General features: G+C 76.8%; 20 protein-coding genes. 9 read left to right on the top strand and 11 right to left on the bottom strand.

The window, feature by feature from the left end; all coding sequences use genetic code 11:
• Positions 1 to 9: 9 nt before the first annotated feature.
• The 4 genes from FHU37_RS18900 to FHU37_RS18885 form a co-directional block, all read right to left on the bottom strand.
• Entirely contained in the window at positions 10 to 936 is a 927-nt protein-coding gene (locus FHU37_RS18900) for an alpha/beta fold hydrolase (RefSeq protein ID WP_179815325.1), read from the bottom strand.
• A gap of 171 nt (positions 937 to 1,107) precedes the next feature.
• Entirely contained in the window at positions 1,108 to 2,322 is a 1,215-nt protein-coding gene (locus tag FHU37_RS18895; RefSeq protein ID WP_246449997.1) for a prenyltransferase/squalene oxidase repeat-containing protein, read from the bottom strand.
• Positions 2,319 to 3,218 (bottom strand): class I SAM-dependent methyltransferase, encoded by a 900-nt coding sequence (locus FHU37_RS18890; RefSeq protein ID WP_179815324.1) that lies wholly within the window; start codon positions 3,216 to 3,218, stop codon positions 2,319 to 2,321. The genes FHU37_RS18895 and FHU37_RS18890 overlap by 4 nt, the downstream gene beginning before the upstream one ends.
• Before the next feature lie 150 nt (positions 3,219 to 3,368).
• Positions 3,369 to 4,712: a glycosyltransferase family 4 protein gene (locus FHU37_RS18885; RefSeq protein ID WP_179815323.1), complete on the bottom strand. Its 1,344-nt coding sequence runs from the start codon at positions 4,710 to 4,712 to the stop codon at positions 3,369 to 3,371.
• A gap of 520 nt (positions 4,713 to 5,232) precedes the next feature.
• On the opposite strand from FHU37_RS18885, the gene FHU37_RS18880 reads away from it, so the two are divergent.
• The 6 genes from FHU37_RS18880 (at position 5,233) to FHU37_RS18855 (ending at position 12,371) form a co-directional block, all read left to right on the top strand.
• Entirely contained in the window at positions 5,233 to 6,648 is a 1,416-nt protein-coding gene (locus FHU37_RS18880; protein ID WP_179815322.1) for an SCO2321 family membrane protein, read from the top strand.
• A 41-nt stretch (positions 6,649 to 6,689) separates the two neighbouring features.
• Positions 6,690 to 7,475 carry an SCO2322 family protein gene (locus FHU37_RS18875; protein ID WP_246449995.1) on the top strand — a complete coding sequence of 262 codons (786 nt, stop codon included), beginning with the start codon at positions 6,690 to 6,692 and terminating at the stop codon, positions 7,473 to 7,475.
• Positions 7,472 to 8,731 carry an energy-coupling factor transporter transmembrane component T family protein gene (locus FHU37_RS18870; protein ID WP_376773966.1) on the top strand — a complete coding sequence of 420 codons (1,260 nt, stop codon included), beginning with the start codon at positions 7,472 to 7,474 and terminating at the stop codon, positions 8,729 to 8,731. The genes FHU37_RS18875 and FHU37_RS18870 overlap by 4 nt, the downstream gene beginning before the upstream one ends.
• On the top strand, positions 8,728 to 10,470 hold the full coding sequence (locus FHU37_RS18865; RefSeq protein WP_179815320.1) for an ABC transporter ATP-binding protein: 1,743 nt from the start codon (positions 8,728 to 8,730) through the stop codon (positions 10,468 to 10,470). Before FHU37_RS18870 ends, FHU37_RS18865 begins: the two co-directional genes overlap by 4 nt.
• Positions 10,413 to 11,426 carry an ECF transporter S component gene (locus tag FHU37_RS18860; RefSeq protein WP_179815319.1) on the top strand — a complete coding sequence of 338 codons (1,014 nt, stop codon included), beginning with the start codon at positions 10,413 to 10,415 and terminating at the stop codon, positions 11,424 to 11,426. The genes FHU37_RS18865 and FHU37_RS18860 overlap by 58 nt, the downstream gene beginning before the upstream one ends.
• Before the next feature lie 75 nt (positions 11,427 to 11,501).
• Positions 11,502 to 12,371 carry an AAC(3) family N-acetyltransferase gene (locus FHU37_RS18855; RefSeq protein WP_179815318.1) on the top strand — a complete coding sequence of 290 codons (870 nt, stop codon included), beginning with the start codon at positions 11,502 to 11,504 and terminating at the stop codon, positions 12,369 to 12,371.
• A gap of 23 nt (positions 12,372 to 12,394) precedes the next feature.
• Here FHU37_RS18855 and FHU37_RS18850 read toward each other — a convergent pair whose 3' ends face one another.
• The gene (locus FHU37_RS18850) at positions 12,395 to 14,164 is read right to left on the bottom strand and encodes a hypothetical protein (protein WP_179815317.1); all 1,770 of its coding nucleotides are present in this window, start codon (positions 14,162 to 14,164) and stop codon (positions 12,395 to 12,397) included.
• 95 nt (positions 14,165 to 14,259) lie between these two features.
• Positions 14,260 to 14,763: a DinB family protein gene (locus FHU37_RS18845; protein ID WP_179815316.1), complete on the bottom strand. Its 504-nt coding sequence runs from the start codon at positions 14,761 to 14,763 to the stop codon at positions 14,260 to 14,262.
• A gap of 290 nt (positions 14,764 to 15,053) precedes the next feature.
• Here FHU37_RS18845 and FHU37_RS18840 point away from each other — a divergent pair, with 290 nt between their 5' ends.
• The gene (locus FHU37_RS18840; protein ID WP_179815315.1) at positions 15,054 to 15,830 is read left to right on the top strand and encodes an NIPSNAP family protein; all 777 of its coding nucleotides are present in this window, start codon (positions 15,054 to 15,056) and stop codon (positions 15,828 to 15,830) included.
• Here FHU37_RS18840 and FHU37_RS18835 read toward each other — a convergent pair.
• From FHU37_RS18835 to FHU37_RS18825, 3 genes are all read right to left on the bottom strand, one after another.
• The gene (locus tag FHU37_RS18835) at positions 15,792 to 16,328 is read right to left on the bottom strand and encodes a cupin domain-containing protein (protein ID WP_179815314.1); all 537 of its coding nucleotides are present in this window, start codon (positions 16,326 to 16,328) and stop codon (positions 15,792 to 15,794) included. The two genes, FHU37_RS18840 and FHU37_RS18835, sit on opposite strands and share 39 nt — an antisense overlap.
• Before the next feature lie 105 nt (positions 16,329 to 16,433).
• Positions 16,434 to 17,444: an NADPH:quinone reductase gene (locus FHU37_RS18830; protein WP_179815313.1), complete on the bottom strand. Its 1,011-nt coding sequence runs from the start codon at positions 17,442 to 17,444 to the stop codon at positions 16,434 to 16,436.
• Between the two features lie 211 nt (positions 17,445 to 17,655).
• Entirely contained in the window at positions 17,656 to 19,203 is a 1,548-nt protein-coding gene (locus FHU37_RS18825) for a hypothetical protein (protein WP_179815312.1), read from the bottom strand.
• A 296-nt stretch (positions 19,204 to 19,499) separates the two neighbouring features.
• Between FHU37_RS18825 and FHU37_RS18820 the strand changes: the two genes are divergently transcribed.
• On the top strand, positions 19,500 to 19,874 hold the full coding sequence (locus tag FHU37_RS18820; protein ID WP_179815311.1) for an antibiotic biosynthesis monooxygenase family protein: 375 nt from the start codon (positions 19,500 to 19,502) through the stop codon (positions 19,872 to 19,874).
• A gap of 132 nt (positions 19,875 to 20,006) precedes the next feature.
• Here FHU37_RS18820 and FHU37_RS18815 read toward each other — a convergent pair whose 3' ends face one another.
• The gene (locus FHU37_RS18815) at positions 20,007 to 21,383 is read right to left on the bottom strand and encodes an NADP-dependent succinic semialdehyde dehydrogenase (RefSeq protein ID WP_179815310.1); all 1,377 of its coding nucleotides are present in this window, start codon (positions 21,381 to 21,383) and stop codon (positions 20,007 to 20,009) included.
• Between the two features lie 251 nt (positions 21,384 to 21,634).
• Here FHU37_RS18815 and FHU37_RS18810 point away from each other — a divergent pair, with 251 nt between their 5' ends.
• Positions 21,635 to 21,904 carry a DUF4190 domain-containing protein gene (locus FHU37_RS18810; protein WP_179815309.1) on the top strand — a complete coding sequence of 90 codons (270 nt, stop codon included), beginning with the start codon at positions 21,635 to 21,637 and terminating at the stop codon, positions 21,902 to 21,904.
• Between the two features lie 42 nt (positions 21,905 to 21,946).
• Here the strand turns inward: FHU37_RS18810 and FHU37_RS18805 are convergent, their stop codons facing one another.
• Positions 21,947 to 24,004, bottom strand: a complete 2,058-nt coding sequence (locus tag FHU37_RS18805) for an MDR family MFS transporter (RefSeq protein ID WP_179815308.1) — start codon at positions 24,002 to 24,004, stop codon at positions 21,947 to 21,949.
• Positions 24,005 to 24,139: the final 135 nt, after the last annotated feature.

The raw sequence follows: 24,139 nt of genomic DNA, 5'->3' as shown, positions 1-24,139 counted from the left end.
GGAGAGGGGTCAGGAGCCCGCGCCGTCGGCTTCGGCGAGGCGGTCGGGTTCGGTCAGGCCGCCCGGTTCGGTCAGGCCGTCTAGTTCGGCCAGACCGTCCAGTTCGGCCAGACCGTCCAGTTCGGCCAGGAAGCGGCGGACGGCGTCGAGGTGGCCGCGCGGGTCGTCCTCGTGCACCCAGTGCCCGGCGCCGGGGAACTCCCGCAGCGTGGTCCGCGGGCGCCGTTCGGCCATCTCCCGGGCGGTCGCGGTGGGCAGCAGCGGGCTGGCGGTGCCGTGCAGCAGCAGGGCGGGGCAGGTGGAGGCGAGCCAGTCCGGCCACCAGTCGCCGAGCAGGGCACGCTGCGAGGCGAGCATGTCCGCCGCGTCGAACAGCAGCCGCCACCGGCCGTCGGCCAGCGGCACGGCGCTCGCCATGAAGTAGGCGGGATCGGGGATGCCCCGGGCCACGATGGCGGCGGCCAGCGCCGACCGGCTGGGGGCGAGCGGGGGCCAGTCGGTGATGTCCAGGACCGGCGGCCCGATCACGGCCGAGCCCTCCTCGTCGATCACGGCGCGGACCAGCTCCGGGTGGCGGGCGGCGAGGCGGTAGGCGACGACGCCTCCCATGGAGTGGCCGAGGACCACGACGGGGCCGAGGCCGAGGTGCCGCAGCAGCGCGGCGGCGTCGGCGACGTACTCGTCGGGGTGGAAGTCGCCGCCGTGCTCGCTGTGCCCATGGCCGCGCTGGTCGAGGGCCACCACGCGGTGCCGGCCGGCGAGGGCGGCGGCGAGCGGGGCGTACTGGAGGGCGCGGCCGAAGTGTCCGTGCAGGGCGAGGACGGGGCTGCCGCGGCCGGCCACCGGCCCGGTGTCCAGGTAGGCGAAGTGACGGCCCCGCAGGGTGACGGAGAACCGGCCGAAGGGGTCCGGGGAGGATCCGAGGGTCTGTGACATGGCCCGGATGCTACGGCGGATCCGGCGTCGGCCCGGTGCGCGCCCGTCCACCGTGGTCGGCTCCCGCACCCGCACCCGCCGTGCCCTCGGACGACCGCGCCGCCCGAAGACCGCACCGCCCGAGAACCGCGCCCGCCGGACCGCCGTGCCGCGCCCGTCCGGCGGGGCCCGTCACTCGTGGGTGCAGCGCGCCCCGCGCACCGGGCAGGTGCCGGGCTCGACGGGCAGCCCTTCGGGCAGTTCGCCGCCGCCGAAGACGGACGCCGTGGCCGGGTCCCCGCCCAGCGCGGCGACCGCCAGCAGCAGCGAGCCGGCCGTCCAGGTGGTGCGCTCCTCGGGCCAGATGGCATCGTCCTCGAAGACGTAGCCGGTCCAGTACAGGCCGTCGGCGTGCCGCAGCCGGCCGAGCGCCTGCAGGATCTCCAGGGCCCGGTCGGACTCCCCCACCGCCCACAGCGCCAGGGCGAGCTCGGCGCTCTCCCCGCCGGTGACCCACGGCCGGTCCGAGACGCAGCGCGCGCCCAGGCCGGAGACGTAGAAGCGCGGCCAGTCGGCCTCCAGCCGGGCCAGCGCCGCCGGTCCGCGCAGCGCCCCGCCGAGGATCGGGTAGTACCAGTCCATCGAGTAGCGGGACTTGTCCAGGAAGAGCTCGGGGTGGTGGCGCACGGCGTGGCCGAGCAGTCCGGCGGCGAGTTCCCACTCCGGCTGCGGGCTGCCCTGGTGGTCGGCGATGGCCAGGCCGCAGCGGAGCGCCTGGTGGATGCTGGACGATCCGGTGAGCAGGGCCTCGTCGGGGGCGGTGCCGTCCTCGGCGCGGTGCCAGCGGATCTCGCCGGTGGAGTTCTGCAGGCCGACGACGAAGTCCAGGGCCCGGCGGACGGTCGGCCACAGCCGGTCCAGGAAGGCGTCGTCGCCGGTGGCGAGGTGGTGGTGCCAGGCGCCGACGGCGACGTAGGCGGTGAAGTTGGCGTCCCGTTTGCGGTCGGTGGCCAGGTCGTCGCGGTAGGCGGCGTACCAGGAGCCGTCCGGGTTCTGCCGGCGGGCCAGCCACAGGTAGGCGCTCTCCGCCTGCTCGTGCAGGCCCGCGGCGTCCAGCCCCATGGCGGCCTCGACGTGGTCCCACGGGTCCAGGTGGCCGCCGGGGAACCACGGGATGGCGCCGTCGGCGAGCTGCACGGCGGCGATCGCGCCGGCGGTCGCGGCGGCCTCCTCGGGGGTGAGCACGCCGGGCAGGGCCAGGTGGTCGGAGACCGAGACCGCGAGGGACGCGGCGGGCAGGGGGGTCGCGACCGAGGTGGGGCGGGGCGCGGGCACCGGTGTGCGGGCCGGCGCGGGCGTGCTCGGGGCGGCGGGGGCGCCGGCGGAGGGCGGCGGAGGGGTGCTCATGTGGCGTCGCCTTCGCCGCCGGCGGTGTTGCCCGGGCGGGCCGAGGCGGCGGAACGGTCGGCCGGGTCGGGGAGGCCGGCCAGGCCGGCGGGGGCGGCGGGGTCAGTGGGGCCGGTGTGGTCGGCGGGGCGTGGGGCGCCGCGGCGGGCCGCCCGGTCGGTGGCGGCCAGGTCGGCCGGCGTGCGGTGCGGCTTGGTGGCGTAGACGACCAGGCTCTTGCCGATCACCGGGTCGAGGGCCTTCTCCGCCAGCCGGGTCAGCGCCGGGCGCTTCATGATGTCCCAGACCAGCAGCCGGTGGTACGCCCGGACGGGCAGCGCCTGGTCGTTGTCCACGCCGAAGGCGCACTTGAGCCACCAGTAGGGCGAGTGCAGGGCGTGCGCGTGGTGGGTGCCGTAGGGCCGCAGCCCGGCCTCCTCGATGCGCGCGACCAGCTCGTCCCCGCGGTAGATGCGGATGTGGCCGCCCTCGACCTCGTGGTAGGCGTCGGAGAGCTTCCAGCAGATCTGCTCGGGCAGCCAGCGCGGCACGGTGACGGCGAGCAGGCCGCCGGGGCGCAGCACCCGGGCGGCCTCGGCGAGGACGCTCTTGTCGTCCGGGATGTGCTCGAGGATCTCGGAGGCGATGACCTTGTCGAAGGAGTCGTCGGGGAAGGGCAGCGCGTGCGCGTCGCCCTCCATGGCGATGGCCTCGGCCCCGGCCGGCACCTGCTTCTCCGCCGCCATGGCGGCGAACATGGTGGCCACCTCGCGGACGTCCTTGGCGCTGCGGTCCAGGGCGACCACCCGGGCGCCGCGCCGGTACGCCTCGAAGGAGTGCCGGCCGGCGCCGCAGCCGACGTCCAGGACGGTGTCGCCGGGGGCGAGCGGGAAGCGTGCGAAGTCAACGGTCAGCACGGGGCGGGCGCTCCGTTCGGCTCGGCCGGCCAGCCCTTGCGTCAGGGGCCGGGGGGAGGGGCGGGGGGCTGGCTGCGGGTGCGTCAGGCGGGTCGCGGCGGGCTGGGCGGACTGGTCTGGGGTGGCGTGGGGTGGCGTGCGTGCGGTGCGTCAGGCGGGTGAGCGGGCCGCGGAGTCCGGTCGCTGCGCGGCGATGGCCCGGCGGTAGTGCTCGGCGGTGGCGCGGGCCGCGCTCTCCCAGGTGAAGCGCTCCAGGACGCGCCGCCGGCCGGCCTCGCCGATGCGGCGGCGCAGCGGGGCGTCGGCGAGCAGCCGTCCGATGGCCTGGGCGAGCGCGCCGGAGTCCGCCGGGGGGACGGCGAGGCAGGTCTGCCCGTCCGGGCCGGCGACCTCGGGCACGGCGCCGCCGGTCGTGGCGACCAGCGGGGTGCCGGTGGCCATGGCCTCGGCGGCCGGCAGCGAGAAGCCCTCGTAGAGGGAGGGCACGCAGGCCACCTGGGCGCCGCGGACCAGGTCGGCGAGGTCGGCGTCGGATATGCCGTGGCGGAACTCGACGGCCTCGGTGAGGCCGAGGTCCTCGATGGCGCGGGCGACGGTGCCCTGCGGCCGGGGTTTGCCGACGACGACGAGGTGGGCGCCGGGGTGTTCGACGCGGATCTTGGCGAGCGCCTCGACCAGGTGGATCAGGCCCTTGAGCGGCACGTCGGCGCTGGAGGTGGTGACGATCCGTCCGGGCACCTCGGGGACGGCCGGGTCGGGGCGGAACAGCCGGGCGTCGGCGCCGATCGGTATGACCCGGACGCGCTCCGGCGCGGTGCCGAGGTGCTCGGTGATCTCCCGGCGGGAGGACTCCGAGACGGTGATGATGTCCGGCAGGCGGCGGGCCACCCGGCCCTGCATGCGGGTGAAGGCGTACCAGCGGCGCAGCGACAGGCGGCGCCGGCGGTTGGGGGCGGCGGCCAGTTCCAGGTCGCGGTCCACGGTGATCGGGTGGTGGACGGTGGTGACCAGCGGCAGCCCGAAGCGGTGCAGGCCGAGCAGGCCGTAGCCGAGGGTCTGGTTGTCGTGGACGACGTCGAAGTCGGCGCGGCGGGCGCTGAGCAGGGCGCGGGCGCGCAGGGAGAAGGTGAGGGGTTCGGGGAAGCCGCCGGTGAGCATGGTGGCGACTTCCAGGACGTCGACGGCGTCGCGGTACTCGGGCAGCCTGGGCACCCGGAAGGGGTCGGGCTGCCGGTAGAGGTCGAGGCTGGGCAGCTCGGTGAGGGTGACGCCCTCGTCCACGACGGGGTAGGGCTGGGCGGCGATGACCTCGACGTGGTGGCCGAGCCGGGTGAGTTCGCGGGAGAGGTGGCGGACGTAGACGCCCTGGCCGCCGCAGTAGGGGTTGCCCTTGTAGCTGAGGAGGGCGATGCGCAGCGGGCGTTCGGTGGCCCGTCCGGGTTCGGGAGCCGGGTCGGGTGCCGGGTGTACCGGCGCGGCGGACTCGACCGTCACTCGCGTCCCCTCGTCTCCAATGTACCTGCTCGCGGGAGCGTACCTGAGGGGGACGAACGGGTGCACGACCGCCCCGGGCACTGCGCGGAGAGGTTACCGATCGGTACGGACGGTGCCCGGGGCGGCTGCCGCGGGCCCGCCACTGGGGCGCGGGGGGTGCACACGGGCTTCGGCGAACGGCCCGGCGGGTGGCCCGTTCGGCGGCGCCGGGCGGGTGTGCCCGACGGTCCGCCACCGGACGGACGATCAGGCGCCGCCGGCCGCCGGGCCGTCCGGGACCGCCGCGCGGTGGCCGGCCGCCCGGGCGATCATCCGGCGCGGCCGGGGGCGGGCCGGGAGTGGCCGGTGACCAACCCGCGCTCAAACTGTCGGAAACCGGCACGTAAAATATGCCCGGCCCCGCCCCCGCCTTCCCGGGAGCGGGGCGCTCGACTACCCGGGGCCGCACGCGGCACCATCCCGTCCGCCCGGCTTGGTCCGTCCCATCCGTCCGTCCCCGCAGGAACAGGAAGGCGCCCGCATGTCCTCCGCCGCCCACAACCGAGCGGGTCAGCTCCTCGCCACCGCCACCGCCACCGCCGTCGCGGCCGTCGCGCTGCTGGGCGCGGCGCCCGCCGCCGCCGGCACCGCCGCCGACCCGGCCGGTGCCGCCCCGTCCGCCACGCCGGCGGCCTCCGGGGCGCTCTACGGGGCCGCCGACCCCACCTACGACGGCGTCTTCCGGCAGTCGCTGGCGTTGCTGGCGCTGGACGCGGTCGGGGCGGTCCCGGCCGAGTCCGCCGTCGACTGGCTGCTGGAGCAGCAGTGCGCCGACGGCGGCTGGACCTCCTACCGGGCCGATGCCAGCGTCGCCTGCGAGACCGGCACCGAGGACACCAACGCCAGCGCCGTCGCGGTGCAGGCCCTGGTGGCCGTCGAGGGGCTGGACGCCACCGGCGCCGCGATCGGCGAGGCCGACGAGGCCCGGCAGGCGCGGGTGGACACCGCCGTGCACAACGCCCTGGGCTGGCTGCGCGCGGTGCAGAACCGGGACGGCGGCTGGTCCTACTACCCGGGCGACACCAGCGACGGCAACTCCACCGCCCTGGTCACCAGCGCGTTCCTGGCCACCGGCACGGACCCGGGGACGGTCGTCCGGGCGGGCACGTCGGCCCGCGACGGGCTGCTGTCCTTCCAGGTCGACTGCGCGGCGCCGGCCGACCAGCGCGGCGGCTTCGCCTTCCAGCGCGACGGCGAGACGGCGACCACGGCCAACGACCTGGCGTCGGCGCAGGCCGGCATCGCCGCCGCCGGCTCCGCCCTGCAGGTGACCCGGCCGGCCGAGCGCACGGCCGCGCCCTCGCCGCTGCCCTGCCCCGCCGACGACGCGGCGGCCGGCACGGCGACCGCGACGGCGACCGACGCGGCGACCGAGACGGCCTCCGCCGACGCGGTCGCCGCCCACCTGGCCGCCCGTCTGGAGCAGGGCGGCGGCCACCTGGAGATGGTGATGCCCGGCGCCGCGCCCACCCCGGACGCGGGCGCCACCGCCTACGCGGCGCTCGCCCTGGCCGCCGCCGGCTACCCGGACCAGGCGTCCGCCGCGGTGGACTGGCTGACCGCCAACTCCGCGGAGTTCCTCGCCGGCGACTCCCCCTCCGCCCTGGGCGTGCTGGTGCTGGCGGCCGTCGCCACCGGGCAGTCCCCCACCGACTTCGGCGGCGTCGACCTAATCGCCCGCCTGGCCGCCACCGGCCCCGAGCCGGCCGCCGGCCCGGGCAGCGTGCCGGAGCCGTCCGCCGAGGCGGCCCTGGTCGCCGCGGACGGCGCCGACAGCGGGACGCGGGACGGGTCCTCCGGCCCCGGCACGGCGCTGTGGGCGGCCGTCGGCGGCCTGGCGGTGCTGGTGGCGGCCGGTGTGATGGTGTCCATGCGGCGTCGCGGCGGCGCCGAATGAGGCAGGGCGACCCGCGCCCGGCCGGTGACACCATGTCACCCATGACACGGCCATCCCCCACCCGGCGGGCGCCGCGCGCGCTGGTCGCCTGCCTGCTGCCCGCGGCCCTGCTGCTCGGCACCGCCGCGCCGGCGCAGGCCGTCGACTACCGCTACTGGTCGTTCTGGCAGTCGGAGACCTCCCCGGGCGCCTCGGCGCGCTGGTCGTACGCCACCGCCGGGCCGGCCACCGCCGTGCCGGCGGACGGCACCGTGGACGGCTGGCGGTTCGCCGTCACCAGCGAGGGCGGCGCGGTGGACGCCGCGCCGGCGGACGGCCCCGACTTCGCCGCGCTCTGCGCGGACACCCCGGAGCGCTCCGGCCGCAAGCGGGTCGGACTGGTCGTCGATCCCGGCGGCCCCGCGGACGCCCCCGCCGGCCAGACGCCGCCCGCGGCGTGGTCCGGCTGCCTGAGCGTCGCCGAGGACGCCACCTCCGCGGAGGTGCTGGCCGCCGTTCCGGAACTGCTGCCGCTGCGGTACGGCACCTCCGGCATGCTGTGCGCCATCGCCGGCTACCCCACGGACGAGTGCGGCGCGCCGGTCGAACGGGACGACGCGCCCACCCCGTCCCCGGGCGCCCCCACCGGGCTGCCGTCGGCCCTGCCCTCCGGCTACGGCCTGGAGGGCGGCGAGCCGAGCGGGTCGCTGCACGTCGTCGCGGGGCGGGAGGTCGGCGGGTCGGGCGGCTCAGCCGGCTGGGGCGTCGGCGTCGCGCTGCTCCTGGCGCTGGCCGCCGGAGCCGGCGTCCAACGCGTGCGACGCGCCCGGAGCCGGGACGACCGTTGACCGCGCCACGCACCCCCGCGGCGGCCCCACCCCCACCGGTCCCCCGCGCGCGGCGCCACCTGCACCCCGCGGCCTGGTGGCTGTGGGCGCTGGGCCTGGGCGCCGCCGCCACCCGCACCGGCAACCCGCTGCTGCTCGCCCTGCTCGCCGCCGTCGCCGGCTACGTCGTCGCGGCCCGGCGGAGCCAGGCCCCGTGGGCCCGCTCCTACGGCGCCTTCCTGCGGCTCGCCCTGGTGGTGCTCGCCATCCGGCTGCTCTTCGCCGTGCTGCTCGGCTCGCCGATCGGCGGCAGCACGGTGCTGTTCACGCTGCCCCGGGTGCCGCTGCCGGAGTGGGCGCAGGGCGTGCGCCTCGGCGGACGGGTCACCGCCGAGGCGCTGCTGTTCGCCCTCTACGACGGCCTGCGGCTCGCCGTGCTGCTGGTCTGCGTCGGCGCGGCGAACGCCCTGGCCAGCCCCTACCGGCTGCTGCGCGCCCTGCCCGGGGCGCTGTACGAGGCGGGCGTGGCGGTGGTGGTGGCGATGACCTTCGCGCCCAACCTGCTCGCGGACGTGCGCCGGGTGCGCGCCGCCCGCCGGCTGCGCGGGCGACCCGACCGGGGCGTGCGCGGCCTCGCCCAGGTGGCGCTGCCCGTGCTGGAGGGCGCCCTGGAACGCTCCGTCGCCACCGCCGCCGCCATGGACACCCGCGGCTTCGGCCGCGCCCGGCCGGTCCGCCCGGCCGTCCGCCGCGCCACCGCCGCCTGCACGCTCGTCGGCCTGCTGGGCGTGGCCGCCGGCAGCTACGGGCTGCTCGCCACCACCTCGGGCCCCCTGGGCCTGCCGCTGCTGCTGGCCGGGCTGGGCTGCGCCCTGGTCGGGCTCCGGCTGGGCGGGCGCCGCAGCGCGCGCACCCGCTACCGGCCCGACCGCTGGCTGCTGCCGGAGTGGCTGGTGGCCGGCTCCGGGCTGGCCGCCGCCGCGCTGATGACGGCGGCGTCCCTGCTGCCCGGCGCGGAGACGGCCCTGCACCCCACGGTCGCGCCGCCCACCGCCCCGGTGCTGCCGCTGCTCCCGGCCGCCGGGGTGCTGCTGGGGCTGCTGCCGGCCGTCGCCGCCCCACCGCCGCCGACCTGGCGCGGCGCCCCGGCGGCGGCCCGCCCCCTCCCCGGGGAGCGGGGTGGGCGCGGGGAGCGCGCGGTGCCCGGCGCGCGCCGGGGGCGGCCGGAACGGAACAGCCCAGGCGACCCAGCCACGAAGGAGACCGAGACCCGGTGATCCGCCTCGAACAGGTCGGCGTGACGTACCCGGACGCCGCCGAACCGGCCCTGGCCGGCGTCGACCTGCACATACCCGAGGGCGAGCTCTGCCTGCTGGCCGGCCCGTCCGGCACCGGCAAGTCCACCCTGCTCGGCACGGTCAGCGGTCTCGTCCCGCACTTCACCGGCGGCACCCTGCACGGGCGGGTGCTGGTGGACGGCCGGGACACCCGCTCCCACCGGCCGCGCGACCTTGCCGACGTCGTCGGCAGCGTCGGCCAGGACCCGGCCGCGCACTTCGTCACCGACACCGTCGAGGACGAACTGGCCTACGGCATGGAGTCGCTCGGCACCCCGCCGGAGGTGATGCGCCGCCGGGTGGAGGAGACCCTCGACCTGCTGGGGCTGGCCGAACTCCGCGACCGCCCGCTGGGCACCCTCTCCGGGGGGCAGCAGCAGCGCGTCGCCATCGGTTCGGTGCTCACCGTGCACCCGCGCGTGCTGGTGCTGGACGAGCCCACCTCGGCGCTCGACCCGGCCGCCGCCGAGGAGGTGCTGGCCGTGCTGCAGCGGCTGGTGCACGACCTGGGCACCACCGTGCTGATGGCCGAGCACCGCCTGGAGCGGGTCGTGCAGTACGCCGACCGCGTCGTGCTGCTGCCCGGGCGCGGGCAGCCGCCGGTCGTCGGGGAGCCGGCCGAGGTGATGGCCGTCTCGCCCGTGCACCCGCCGGTGGTGGGGCTCGGGCGGGCGCTGGGCTGGCGTCCGCTGCCGCTCAGCGTGCGGGACGCGCGCCGCCGGGCCGCGCCGCTGCGCGCCGAGTCCGCGCGCGGCGAGTCCGCGCAGGCCGGGCCCACGCCGGCCGGTGCCCCGCGGCAGGCGGCGCGGCCCGCCCCCGCCTTGCCGGGCGACCGCACGCCGCTGGCCGAGGCGACCGGGCTGGTGGTCGCCCGCGGCCCGCTGCGCGCCCTCGACGGGGTGACGCTGCGGCTGCGCGCCGGCGAGGTGGTCGCCCTGATGGGGCGCAACGGCGCCGGGAAGTCCACCCTGCTCGGCGCGCTGGCCGGACTGCACCGCCCCGCCGCCGGCTCCGTGCTCCTCGCGGCGCGGCCGGCCGAGAGCGAACCCGCGGGCGGGGCGGGCGACGGTCCGCCGGCGGGGGCGGCGGCCGCGCCGCGGCTGGAGCCGCACCGGCTGAGCCCGTCGCGGCTGGTCCGCCACGTCGGCCTGGTCCCGCAGGACCCCCGCGACCTGCTGTACGCCGACACCGTCGCCGCCGAGTGCGCCGCCGCCGACCGGGACGCCCACGCCACGCCCGGCACCTGCCGGGAACTGGTCGCCCGGCTGCTGCCCGGCGTGGCCGACCGCACCCACCCCCGCGACCTGTCCGAGGGGCAGGCCCTCGGCCTCGCCCTCGCCGTCGTCCTGACCGCGCGTCCGCCGCTGCTGCTCCTGGACGAGCCCACCCGCGGCCTGGACTACGCCGCCAAGCGGCGGCTGGTCGAGGTGCTGCGCGCCCTGGCCGCCGAGGGGCACGCCGTGCTGCTCGCCACCCACGACGTCGAACTGGCCGCCGAGCTGGCCGACCGGGTGGTGGTGCTGGCCGACGGCGAGATCGTCGCCGACGGGCCCACGGCGGAGGTGGTGGTCTCCTCGCCGCAGTTCGCGCCCCAGGTCGCCAAGGTGTTCGCGCCCCGGCCATGGCTGACGGTGGACCAGGCCGTCGCCGCCCTCGCCGTCACGGGGCCCGCCACGTGACCGGGCGCCGCGGCGGGCGGGCGGCCGGGCACCCGACCGGGCCGGGCGGCACGGGCCGGGCCGACGCCGCCCGAGCCGACGCCGTCCGGGTCGACGCCGTCCGGCTGGGCCCCCGCTCGGCCGCCGCCGTCGCCCTGGTCTCCCTGGTGGGCGTGGTCGCCTTCGGATGGCCGCTGCTGGCCGGAGCCAACTCCGGCCTGGCCGAGCACTCCGCCGACGCCCCCTGGCTCTTCGCCCTGCTGCTGCCGCTGCTGCTCGCCGTGGTGCTCGCCCAGATCAGCGAGGGCCGCGGCGACGCCACCCGCGGCATGGACGCCAAGGCCGTCGCCATGCTCGGGGTCCTGGCCGCCGCCGGCGCCGCGCTGCGCCCGGTCGGCGCCGGGGTGGCCGGCCTGGAACCGATGTTCTTCCTGATGGTGCTCGCCGGACGGGCCCTCGGCGCCGGCTTCGGCTTCGTGCTGGGCGCGGTGACCATGTTCGCCTCCGCGCTGCTCACCGGCGGCGTCGGCCCCTGGATGCCGTTCCAGATGCTCTGCATGGGCTGGGTGTCGATGGGCGCCGGGCTGCTCCCCGGCGCCGGCGGCCGACGGGCCCTGCGCGGCCGGCCGGAACTGCTGCTCCTGGCCGGCTACGGCGCGGTGTCCGCCGCCGGCTACGGGATCCTGATGAACCTCCAGGGCTGGCCCTACCTCGCCGGGCTGTCCAGCTCGATCAGCTTCGTGCCCGGCGATCCGCTCGCCGACAACCTCACCCGCTTCGCCGCCTACGTCCTGGCGACCTCGCTCGGCTGGGACGTGCCGCGCGCCGCCCTGACCGCCGTGCTCTGCCTGGTCCTCGGGCGGCCGGTGCTGCTCGCCCTGCGCCGCGCCACCCGGCGCGCCGCCTTCGCCGCCCCGGTGGCCTTCGCCGGCCCGGCGGATCCCACCGAACCGGAGGGCTCCGGGAAATCCGGGTGAGGCGGCGGCCACGGCGTGTCATCCTGCTGCCGAGGGGCGGGACGGCTCCGCGCGCGTGGCGGGAAGGGGGACGTCATGGTGGTCGGCGCGGATCGGCTGCGCGGGGCGGCCGAGGAACTGGGCCTGGCCGCGCGGCCGGTGATGACGCACACCTCCCTGCGCTCCTTCGGGGAGCCGGTCGAGGGCGGGGCGGACGCCCTGCTGGACGCGCTGCTGGCCCTGGGCTGCACCGTGCTGGTGCCCTCCTTCACCTGGGAGTACTTCGACGTCCCGGCTCCGCCCGCGATGCGCCCCGCCCGCAACGGCTGCGTCTACGACGACCGCCCCTGGCCCGGGGCGGGCGACGGACCGGACGCCGGGGCCGACTCCGGGGCCGAGGCGGCGGTGTACTCGCCGGACTGCGGCCTGGTCGACACCACCATGGGCGCGCTCCCGGCCGCGCTGATCGCCCGCCGGGGCGCGCGGCGCGGCCGGCACCCGCACTGCTCCTTCGCCGCGCTGGGGCCGTTGGCCGACGAACTGGCCGCCGCGCAGAGCCCGGTCGACGTCTACGGACCGGTGCGGGCGCTCGCCGCGGCGGGCGGCGCGGTGCTGCTGGTCGGGGTGGGCCTGAACCGCATGACGGCGCTGCACCTGGCGGAGCAGCGGTCCGGGCGGCGGCTGTTCGCCCGGTGCGCCCGCGAGGCCGACGGGCGGATCGTGCTGGTCGAGTCGGGCGGCTGTTCGGAGGGGTTCGGCCGGCTGGAGCCGGCCCTGCGCCCGCTGGAGCGCACGGTGACGGTGGGCGCCTCCCGCTGGCGGGCCTACCCGGCCGAGGAGGCCCTCGACGCGGCGGTGGCCGCCATCACCGCCGACCAGGGCATCACCCACTGCGCCGACCCCGACTGCGTGAGCTGCGCCGACGCGGTGGCCGGCGGGCCGCTGGGCCCGATCCCCCTCGGCTGAGCCACCGGCACGGGGCCGGTCGGTCAACCGGCGGGCGGGGTCGCGGCGGGCGAGGCCGAGGCGGGCGGCGTCTGGGCGGGCGGCGTCTGGGCGGGAACCGGGGGGCACGCCCCGCCGGAGCCGTTCGCGGGCCGGGTGACGGTGACGTCCTCCAGGCGGACGCTGACGGCGGGCCGGCCGCTCCCCGGCCCCTCGCCGGCCCGTGCCGGGTCCCACAGCCACAGGCGGTCCGCGGCCGAGCCGAAGGTCAGCACCGGACGGTCGGTCGGCAGCGGGCCGTTGAACACCGGGATGGTCGGGGCCATCGGCGTGACGCACACCAGGTCGCCCCGCAGGCCGAAGTAGGACGCCGGGACCTCGCCCGCCCGGGCCGCGCGCGCCGCCCGGTCGGCCGCCGCGCGCGCGTCCTCCAGCCCCAGCAGCAGCGCCGTCAGCACGTACACCAGGCACAGCAGCGGCACCATCACCGAGACGAGTTCCCGCAGGACCGTCCACTGGTGGAAGTAGCGCAGCCAGCCGGCCGCGCCGACGAACAGCAGGGGGAACACGGTGGCGACGGCGACCGGTTCGAGCGCCGCCGCGGACCGCCAGAAGCCGGTGACCGGCACGGTGTCCACCGGGATGCCGAACCCGTCCTCCAGGTAGACCGTGTGCAGCAGCCCGCCGAACCAGGGCAGCACGAACGGCAGCGGGGTGGCCAGCACGGGCACGACCCAACTGGCGTTGCGGCTGAACCAGGAGTGCCGGCAGGCCAGCCACACCCCGACCGCCCCGAGGATGAGCAGGACGGCGAGCACCAGCCGGCCCGGCAGGTCGTCGGGCGGATCGGCGAACAGCAGGTAGCCCACGGTCGTGAAGGCCAGGGTGACGAAGGCGCCGACCAGCAGCCGGTACGCCCAGTGCCGGGGGGCGTCGTCGGTGAGCCAGCGGCCGACCACCCAGGCGTAGGGCGGCAGCGGCAGCGCGGCCGGCACCCACCACCAGCCGGGGAGGTTCTGGATCAGCGCGCCCAGCACCAGCGGAACCGCCATGCCGGCGAGCGCCACGGAGCCGGCGCGCAGCACCCAGGCCCGCCACTGGTCCGGGCCGCCGCCGGCCGGTGCGAAGCGGCTGGGGCCGATCTGCACCCGCACGGTGTGCGCGTCGGGGTCGAAGGCGGGGCCGGCGAGAACGCGGGCCTGGAGTTCCGCCGACGCCGCCGCCTCGTCGGCGGGGCGGGGCAGGCTCAGCGCCCGTTCGAGGTCCGAGCCGACCGCGGCGAACCAGAGCCGGGTGAACCACCGGGTGAAGGGGCCACTCGGCGGAACCCGGGTCCGCACGAAGTAGGTGGTGCGCAGCTCCCGTTCGGGTTCGACCAGTGCGGAGTCCCGCACCCACAGGCCGATCTTCGCCTGGGCGGCCATCCGCTCCACCTGGCGTACGGCGGCCGCGCGGGCGCCACGGCGGGCGCCGCGCAGCCGCACCTCGACGAGCAGGCCGGCGCGGCGTTCCCCGACAGTGGCCTGGTCGGCCTCCACGACCCGCCGCACCGGCCAACCACGGGACTCCAGGAGCCTGTGCGCCAGGGCGATCTCGTCGGCCTGGTCCACCACCTCGACGAGCAGCCGCACCCGCCGGTCGAAGGGTTCGAGGGGGAGGACGTCGGTGCCCCCGAGGCCCTCCCCGCCCCCGGCGTCCGGCGTGGCGCCCGGTGGGACGGCCGGTGGGACGGCCGGGATGCCCGGTGGGACCGGGACGGCGGCGACGCGCGGCGTGGCCCCCTGGTCCCCCTGTCCCCGCACAGGATCGGTCATCGGTTCCCTCCCCGAATGTCACGCGTCGGTCCCGCCCCGGGCCGCGTGTCCGACGATGCCATCCACCGGCGGCCGGCGGGACCCGGGATCCCCGGCTACGCGCCGGTGACGCCGTCCGCCAGCTCGCGCAGCACGTCGAGGTGGCCGTTGTGCCGGGCGGTCTCCTCCACCAGGTGGGTCAGCACCCAGCGCAGCGTGGGGTGCCGGCCGTCCCCGCCGGGCCGGGCGGCGGAGGCGTCCAGGTCCAGGGAGGCGACCAGGCGACGGCCGCGCTCGCACTCCGCCTCGTACTCGGCGAGCAGTTCGGCCAGCGGGCGCTCCGGGCCGAGGCGCATCTCACGGTCGAGGTCGTCCTCGGTCCACGGCCCCTCGTCCTCCTCGCCCAGCAACGCCACCCGGAACCAGTAGTACTCCACCCAGCGCAGGTGGCTCACCAGCCCGGAGACGGTCATCAGCGGCGATCCCGGCAGCGGCGCCCTGCGGGCGTCCTCCTCGGCCAGGCCCTGGCACTTGGCGTGCACGGTGGCCCGGGCGTAGTCGAGCATGGTGGTCAGGACGGCGCGTTCGTCCCAGCTGGGCGGGGTGTCGGTGCGGGTCATTCCGCGGATGCTCGCCTACCCCGGCCCGTGCGTCCAGCGATTATGCCGGCGCGACGGCCGCCGGACGCCGGGCCGGGCGCCGTGCCGGACGCCGGGCCGGACGCCGGGCCGGACGCCGGGCCGGACGCCGGGCCGGACGCCGGGCCGGGCACCGGGCCGGGCGCCGGGCCGAGCCACCGGCCGGTGCTGACGAGCCGCCAGTGGTCCTGTCGGTGGCGGCGGCTAGCGTGGCGCCCGCGACCGGCCCGTCCCCGCCGGCCGCTCCCCTCCCCATCCCCGCGAGGAGCGCCATGTCCCCCTCTCCCGCCCCCGTCCCGACCGGACCGGCCTCCTGCGGCGTCGTGGAACTGCGGCAGTACACCCTGCTGCCGGGCCGGCGCGCGGAGCTGGTCGACCTCTTCGACCGGCACTTCGTGGAGTCGCAGGAGGAGGTCGGGATGCGCGTCGTCGGGCAGTTCCTCGACCTGGGCTCCCCCGACCGCTTCGTCTGGCTGCGGGCCTTCCCCGACATGGCCGCGCGGGCCGAGTCGCTGGCCGCCTTCTACCTGCGGCACCCCGCCTGGCGGGAGCACGGCGCCGCGGCCAACGCCACCATGGTGGACTCCGACGACGTCCTGCTGCTGCGGCCGGCGACGGATCCGGCCACCGACGTCTTCCCCCGCCCGGCCGCCGCCCGCCCGCCGCTCGACGCCGCCGGGGCGCCGCCCTCCTCGCTGGTCACGGCGGCCGTCCACCACCTGGCCGGCCCGGCGGAGCTGGCCGAGTTCGTCGAGTTCTTCCACACCCGGGTGCGGCCCGCGCTCACCGCGGCCGGGGCCCCGCCGGTGGCCGTGCTGCGGACCGAGCCGGCGGAGAACACCTTCCCCCGGCTGCCGGTGCGCACCGGCGAGCACGTCCTGGTGTCGATCACCGCGTTCCGGGACGCCGGCCACCACCGCGACCACCTCGACCGGCTCGCCGCGCTCCCCGGGTGGCGGGAGGAGGTCGTCCCGGAGATCACCCGGCGCCTCGCCCGGCGCGGGCAGCTGCTACGGCTGGCGCCCACCCCCAGGTCGCTGCTGCGCTGACGCCCCGGCGGCGGAACGGAAGTCGTGCCACGGCGCGCTGTCCACGAAGTGGTTGTCGAACAGGTCCTGGGAGTCCAGGACCTCGCGCGGGTCGGCCAGACCCCGGCTGATCCGCTCCGCCAGCCGGAAGTACTCGAAGCGTTCCGCCCCGGGCATCAGGAACAGCATGTCCACCCCGGTGTCGGCGGGGGTGCGGAAGGTGTGCGTGGTGCCGGGCGGGACCAGCAGGTAGTCGCCCTCCCGGGCGGTGACCACCCGCTCCCCGACCAGGACGTGCAGGCCGCCCTCGATGATGAAGAAGATCTCCGGCGCGTGGTCGTGGTAGTGCGGCGCCGGCCCGTCGGTGTTGCTGGCCATCGTGCTGCGGATGGCGCTCGGCGCTCCGCCGGGGCCGCCGTCGGCCAGCAGCCGGAGGGTGTTGCCGCCGACGGCGAGCACCTCCGCGTCGTCGGCGCGCACCAGCACGGGTTCCGTTCCGCCCGAACCGATCAGTGTCATGGGGACCTCCTCGTCGCTCGCCGGTGTCCTCCCCCGTGAGACCGGGCGGCCCGCGGAAACGTGACACCCGGCGGCGTGATCCGCGTCACGCCACCTGGCCGGCGGTCAGGGGCGCAGCACCAGGCGGATGCCGTGCGCCTCGCCGGACTCGACCCGCCGGTGGGCCTCCGCGGCGGCGCTCAGCGGAAGCAGCTCGATGCGCCGTGGCGAGAGCATGCCAGCCGACAGCAGTTCGTTGACCCGCTCCGCCGCGGCGGCCAGCTCCGTGGTCCGCGCCCGGCTGATGACGAACCCGAGCACGCTTGCGTCCTTGGTGTACAGCGGGCCGACCGGCAGCGGCGGGTCGCCGTCGGCCCGCCCCAGGCCGGCCAGCACGAGGATCCGGCCGCGCACGGCGAGCAGTTCGACGGCGGTGGTCAGGTCGTTCCGCCCGGAGGTGTCCATGTACACGTCCACGCCGTCCGGTGCCGCCGCCCGGATCCGTTCGGCGAGGTCCGGGGCGTGGTAGTCCAGGGCCAGCGAGGCGCCCAGCGAACGGCAGTACTCCAGGTCCGGCCGGCCGGCGCTGGCGATCACCCGGGCACCGGCCGCGCTGGCCATGCGCACCGCGGCGGCGCCGACGTTGCCGGCCGCGCCGGCGACGAAGACGGTGTCGGTGGACCGCAGCCGGCCGTGGGTGAACAGGGCGAGGTGGGCGGTGGCCGCCGGGTGCACCACGGCGACGGCGGTCACCGCGTCGGTCTGCTCCGGCAGCGGGTACAACCGCTCGACGGGCACCGCGACGTACTCGGCCGCCGCCCCTGGGCGGCCGTCGTGCCCCATGCTGTTGCACCAGACGCGGTCGCCCTCGGCGAAGCCGCCGGCCGAGCCGTCGTCCGGCACGGCGACGACCGTGCCGGCGAGGTCCCGGCCGATCACGAAGGGGAAGCTCATCGGGGTCGGGTAGGCGCCGGAGCGGACGAGGGTGTCCACCGCGTTGACCGCCACCGCCTCCACGCGCACCAGCGCCTCCCCGCTGCCCACGGCGGGCAGCGGCAGCTCGCCCACGCGGATGGCGTCGACGGGACCGGGACGGTCGATCCACGCGGCAGCCGTGCGCTCCGGCAGGTCGGCCATGGCGTGACTCCCTCCTCCGCTGGTGCTCACCAGTTGCTCACCCCGAGCAGTATGCGGGCGCCCGCCCGTGAACGCGCGTCAGGCGACCCCGGGGACACGCCGCCGCCCGCCACCAGCCCCCTGCGGGGGGATCCCCCGGGCCGGTGGCGCGCGGCGCCGGTCGTCAGGCGTACCGGTCGCCGGGCGAACGGGTCGTCAGGCGTACCGGTCGTCAGGCGCGGGGGGCGCGCAGGGCGCGCACGTCGGCCCGGCGGCGGGCCAGCACCAGGGTCAGGCCGGCCAGCAGCGCGGCGGCGCTGCCCATGGCGGTGAGGGTGGTGGCGGGTCCGGCCCCGGTCGAGGCGAGCTGGCCGTTCGGGTTCGGGGTGTTCCCGCCGGCGCCGGACGTGCCGCCGGTGGTGGCCTGCGGGGTGGCCGACGGGCTGGGGCCGGCGGTGGCGTCGTCGGTCGCCGCCGCCACGGTGAAGGTGGCCTCGGCGTCGGCGAAGTACACCTCGGCGGCGTCCCCGGCCGGGTCGTCCCCGGCCGCCTCGTCCGCGGTCAGCCGGTCCGCGGAGGACGCGAGGGCGTCGGGGAGCTCCACGCCGTCCGTCGAGTGGCCGCCGCCGTAGGCGTACCAGCCCAGGTCGCCGTCGCCCAGGCCGGCGGTGCCGCCGAAGGTCGCGTAGTACCCGCCCTCGGGTGCCTCGGCGCCGGCGGTGACCCGCAGCGAGAGGGTGACCTCCTCGCCCGCCGGGATGTCGTAGCTGCCCAGGTCGCCGTACGCGTCCTCGTCGTCCAGGTTCTCCATGGTCGGCAGCTCCACGGGACGCCATCCGCCGTCGCCGTCCGCGACCTCGACGACCAGGTCGCCGTCGTGCACCAGGTCGTCGCCGTCCTCCGGCCAGACGAACAGCGAGGTGGCCAGGTCCGCGACGTCCCGCCCGGTGTCGTTGGCGATGGTCAGCGTGGTGACCGTCGGCTCGCCCCGGACCAGTTCGGCGCCGTCCAGGCCGTCCCAGGTGGTGGGCAGGTCGTGGTAGTCGCCCCAGGGGGCGCAGTCCTCGCCGCCGTCGCCGAGGACGAGGGCGCTGGCGGCGGCCGCCTGGATCGCGTCACCCGGGTACTCGGCCGCGCCGTCCAGGAGGTCCAGGAAGTCGTCGGCGGTGTGCGCGGAGGCGTCGTAGGCGACCACGCCACCCAGGACGGGGCCGCAGGCCGGCGCGTCCCCGTCGGCGGTCAGCCGGAAGTCGACGGTGACCGTGCCGTCCGCGGAGACCGGGTACTCGCCCAGGTCGCCGGCGAGCACCAGGCCCCCGCCGTGCGCGGAGACCGCGGCGGGCGCCCAGGCGCCGTCGGCGCCCCGGACCTCCACCGTGAGGTGTTCGGGTTCGAGCCCGCCCCAGGAGGTCAGGCCGAAGAGCACGCCGAGCCGGTCCGCCTCGGCCCCGTCGGTGGCGGCGAGGACGGCCCGGGCGACCACCGGGTCGCCGCCGGGGACGAGCTCGGCGCCATCGAGGCCGGTGACCGTGGCGTCGAACGGGGTGCGCCCGACGAGTCCGTTGATCCCCGAGGCGACCTCGCCCAGGTCGTCACCCTCCCCCGCGACCAGGGACTCCAGGAGGTCGGAGGCCAGGGAGCCGTCGGAGGAGGTGTCGGTGACGACAGCCGCGGCCGGGGCCCCGCTCCACGCGGCGGCCTGGGCGCCGCCGGCCGTGGCCGTCGCCATCACACCGGCGAGCAGGCAGGCCGCGACGGCCTGGGAACGACGAAGTCTCATGAGCGGATGTGGCTCCTCGTTGCGCAGTGGCGCCGGGGCGGTGCGGAGGAGACCGACACCGGGCGGCGCGATCCGGGCCGACGCGGCCACCGGATCGGCAGCTCAAAATATCCGAATATCGCCCTTGTGTAAGCCGGTCGGACGGGATCCGCACTGGTGATCACTGACACAGCGTCCAACGGGAACCGGCCGGACCTGACCCGCTGACGGGAACCGGCCCCGCCCTGTGGCAGGTTGGATCACCGAGCGGACCGCGACGACCGCGGCCCGGAGCGCACACGAGGAAGGGACGTCGGATGAGCGTCGTCAAGATCAACGTGCTGACGGTCGGCGAGGAGATGCGCGAGGAGTTGGAGAAGCGGTTCGCCTCCCGGGCGGGCGCGGTGGAGAGCTCGGACGGCTTCGAGTGGTTCGAGCTGCTGCGCCCGGCGGAGGGCACCGACAAGTACCTGGTGTACACCCGCTGGCGGAGTGAAGAGGACTTCGCCAACTGGATGTCCGGCCCGATGCAGGCCGCCCACCGGGGTGGTTCGGCCACCGCCGGCTCGGAGGCGGGCGTGGGCACGGGCGCCGGGGTGGACGCCGGCGAGCAGCCGAAGCGTCCGGCCGCCTCCGCCTCCGAGGTGTGGTCCTTCGAGGTGGTGCAGCAGGCCGGGCCGAAGAGCAGCTGACACGGCCGATGGCCGGGCCGGGCCACCGCGCCGGCCACCGTGCGCGTCGGCGCGGCGCGGCGCGGCCCGGCTCCCGGCGGTGGCGCGCCGCCTCCGGGGCCGGGCGCGGTCCGCCCGCGGCGCAGGGTGGTGTCAGCTGCCGATCCACACCGTCGTGGTGTTGCAGAACTCGCGGATGCCGTGCCCGGCCAGCTCGCGGCCGTAGCCCGAGCGCTTCACCCCGCCGAACGGCAGCGCCGGGTGCGAGGCCGTCATGCCGTTGATGAACACGCTGCCGGACTCCAGGTCGCGCAGCAGCCGCTCCTGCTCCTGCTGGTCACGCGTCCAGGCGTTGGAGCTCAGGCCGAAGGAGGTGGCGTTGGCCAGGCCGATCGCCTCCTCGATGTCGGCCACCCGGAACACGCTGGCCACCGGGCCGAAGGTCTCCTCGCGGAACACCCGCATCTCCTCGGTGACGCCGGTGAGGACGGTCGGCTCGTAGAACCAGCCGGGGCGATCCGGTCGCCGTCCGCCGCACTCCACCCGCGCGCCGCGCGCCACCGCGTCGTCCACCATCGCGGCGAGGTCGGTGAGCCCCCGCTCGCTGGAGAGCGGCCCGACCTCGGTGGCCTCGTCCAGCGGATCGCCCACGGTCAGCGCCCGCATGCCGGCCGTGAAGCGCTCCAGGAAGGCGTCGTGGACGTCGGCGTGCACGATGAACCGCTTGGCCGCGATGCAGGACTGCCCGGTGTTCTGCGTCCGGGAGGTGACCGCGACCCGCGCCGCCCGGTCGACGTCGGCCGAGGGCAGCACCAGGTAGGGGTCGCTGCCCCCCAGCTCCAGCACCGTCTTCTTCACCTCGTCACCGGCGATGGCGGCCACCGACCGGCCGGCCGGCTCGCTGCCGGTGAGCGTCGCCGCCGCGACGCGCGGATCGCGCAGGACGCCCTCGATCTGCCCGGAGCCCACCAGCAGGGTCTGGAAGCAGCCGGGCGGGAACCCGGCCCGCTCGAACAGCTCGCCCAGGTAGAGCGCGGTCCGCGGGACGTTGGAGGCGTGCTTGAGCAGGCCGACGTTCCCGGCCATCAGCGCGGGCGCGGCGAACCGGACGACCTGCCAGACCGGGAAGTTCCACGGCATGACGGCGAGGACGGGGCCCATCGGCCGGTAGCGGACCAGGGCGACCGTGGCGCCCACCTCGTCGGCGTCGGCCGGCTCGTCGGCCAGCAGCGCCGGGGCGTGGTCGGCGTACCAGCGCATGGCCCGCACCGACTTGGCGATCTCGGCCTCGGCCTGGGTGACCGGTTTGCCCATCTCCACGGCGATGGTCCGGGCCAGCTCGCGGGCCTCGCCGGCCAGCACGTCCGCCGCCTCCTTGAGCCAGGCGGACCGCTGCGGGAAGGAGGTCAGACGGTAGTGGCGGAACGCCGCCTCCGCCCTGGCCAGGCACTTGTCGACCTGCCGGGCGTCGAGCGGCTCGAAGGTCTCGATCGTCTCGCCGGTGGCGGGGTTCACGGTGGCGATGGGCATGGCCGTTCCCTCGTCCTCTCCCTGGTGGTCGCCCCGTCGCGTCGCGTTCGTCCTCACGGGGCGCGACCCCGCGTGTGCCCCGGCGCGCGGGGATGATGCGCGTGCGGCGGCGCGCGCCGGCGGGGGCGCGGGCACGCCCGCCCGGTGGACCGAGCGGCCCGCTCCGTTTCGGTTGGGCGGGTGCCGGCCCGGGCATCCCCTCAGGGCGGCGGCGACGCGCGCGGCGGACTCGTCTTCCGGGGGGAAAGCTCATGGCGAACTACGGCAACGGCGCGCCGAACACACCGGCGGGGCAGACCAACGGCATGGCGGTGGCCGCGCTGGTCTGCGCCATCACCAGCTTCCTGCTCCTCCCCATCGTGCTCGGGCCGCTCGCCTTCGTCCTCGGCGCGCTGGCCAACTCGCCGCGGCGCACGGGCGGACAGCGCTCCGGGATCGCGACCGCCGCCATGGCGCTCGGGGCGGTCAGCGTCGTCGTGTGGCTGATCTTCCTCGGCCTCGCCACCAACTCCGCCTCCTGACCCGCGGGGCGCCGCCCGCCCCGGTCCAAGGTCCGGGCCGGCTCAGCGCCGGGCGTGCCGCGGCCCGCGCGGTTCGGCGAGGTCGTACATCGGATGCTCCCGGTCGCACCCGGCCGAGCTGCGGTTGATCGACACCAGCAGCCGGTGGAACTCCGGGTCGGCGTCGGCGTCCCACTCGCGCAGCGCCTCGGCCAGCACCTCCCGCCGGGCCTCGATCAGCCGCTCGCAGGCCAGCTCGCCCTCCGGCGTGCACACCAGCGCGCCGTCGTCCAGCCGCACCAGGTCCAGGGCGGCCAGCTGCGCGGCGAAGTTGTCGGTCTCCGCCTCGCTCCAGCGGCGCCCCCAGACGAGTTCGGCCGGCGACGCCCGGCCCATCCGCCGCAGCCGGAACAGCATCCACGCCGCGCCGGTGTCGACGTCCAGCCCGGCCCGCCGCACCATCGCGCGGTACAGCTCCCGGCCCGCCCGGTGCGAGGCCAGCTCGGACAGCCCCCGGGCCAGCTCCTCCGCCGAGCTGCGCTGGGTCGGCCCGGGCGGCACCGTCTCCCCGATGTCGGTGGTCTCGATGCCGCTGCGCAGCGGCACCTCCTTCAGCAGCCAGGAGAGCAGGAAGGCGGCGAGCGCCACCGGCACGGCGTAGAGGAAGACGTTGCCGATGGACTCGGCGTAGGCGTGCAGGAAGTCGCGCTGCACGGCGGGCGGCAGGGCCTCGCTCAGCCGGGGGTCGGACTGCGCGGCGGAGGGGTCGAAGCCGGGCGGCAGCACGACTCCGCGCAGCGCGTCGGCGAGGTGGTCGGTGAGCCGGCTGGCGAAGATCGCGCCGAAGACGGCCGTGCCGAAGGAGGCGCCGATGGAGCGGAAGAAGGTCACCCCGGAGGTGGCGGTGCCCAGGTCCCGGTAGTCCACCACGTTCTGCACCGCCACCACCAGCACCTGCATGACCAGGCCCAGGCCGAGGCCGAGGGCCAGGAAGTACAGGCTGCGGGTCCAGGCGCCGGTCGTCTCGTCCATGGTGGACAGCAGCAGCAGGGCGCCGGCGGTGACGGCGGTGCCGATGATCGGGAAGAGCCGGTAGCGGCCGGTGCGGCTGATGATCTGCCCGGAGCCGATCGAGGTGAGCAGCATGCCGAGCACCATCGGCAGCATGTGGACGCCGGACATGGTCGGCGAGACCCCGTCGACGACCTGGAGGAAGGTGGGGATGAAGGTCAGCGCCCCGAACATGGCGAAGCCGACGACGAAGCTGATCAGGGCGCAGACGGTGAAGACCCGCAGCCGGAACATCTTCAGCGGCAGCACCGGCTCCGGGGCGCGGCGCTCCACCGGCACGAAGACCGCGGTGAGCAGGGCGGCCAGCACCAGCAGCCCGACCACCTGGGCGGAGCCCCACGCCCAGGTGGAACCGCCGAGGGAGGCGACCAGCACCAGGCAGGTGGCGATGGCGGCGAGCAGCACGGTGCCGGCGTAGTCGATGCGGTGGCGCACCGGGCCGCCGCGGGGGCTCAGCACGACGGCGATGGCCAGCAGCGCCGCCGCCCCGAGCGGCAGGTTGACGTAGAAGACCCAGCGCCAGGAGAGGTGGTCCACGAAGAGACCGCCGAGCAGCGGGCCGAGCACGCTGCTGACCCCGAAGACCGCGCCGAAGAGTCCCTGGTAGCGGCCTCGGTCGCGGGGCGGCACGACGTCGCCGATGATGGCCTGGGTCAGCACCATCAGGCCGCCGCCGCCCAGCCCCTGCAGGGCGCGGAAGGCGATCAGCTCGGGCATGCTCCCGGCGATGCCGCACAGCGCCGAGCCGATGAGGAAGATCACGATGGCGGCCTGGAAGAAACGTTTCCGGCCGTACATGTCGCCGAGCTTGCCCCACAGCGGAGTGGCCACCGTGGAGGCCAGCAGGTAGGCGGTGACCACCCACGACAGGTGCTCCAGGCCGCCGAGTTCGCTGGCGATGGTGGGCAGCGCCGTGGAGACGATGGTCTGGTCGAGCGCGGCGAGCAGCATCGCCAGCATGAGGGATCCGAGGATCACCCAGGTGCTCGGCGGTGGAGCGTCAGGCTCCGCGGGTCGTCCCTCGCGATGGGTCACAGCCGGTGAGGCCATGAGGCTCCTCCTGTTCCCCGTCCTGTCCCCCCGCCCGGGTGCGCGCACGTCAGCGTCTCGTGATGACGACCCAAATCTTCCACATCATTCCGACAAAATGACCGTACGACACATTTGGTGCGCCCGGAGGGCGTA

It is taken from the genome of Allostreptomyces psammosilenae, assembly GCF_013407765.1.
Classification (GTDB): Bacteria; Actinomycetota; Actinomycetes; order Streptomycetales; family Streptomycetaceae; genus Allostreptomyces; species Allostreptomyces psammosilenae.
This window is presented reverse-complemented; position numbering and strand designations above follow the sequence as displayed.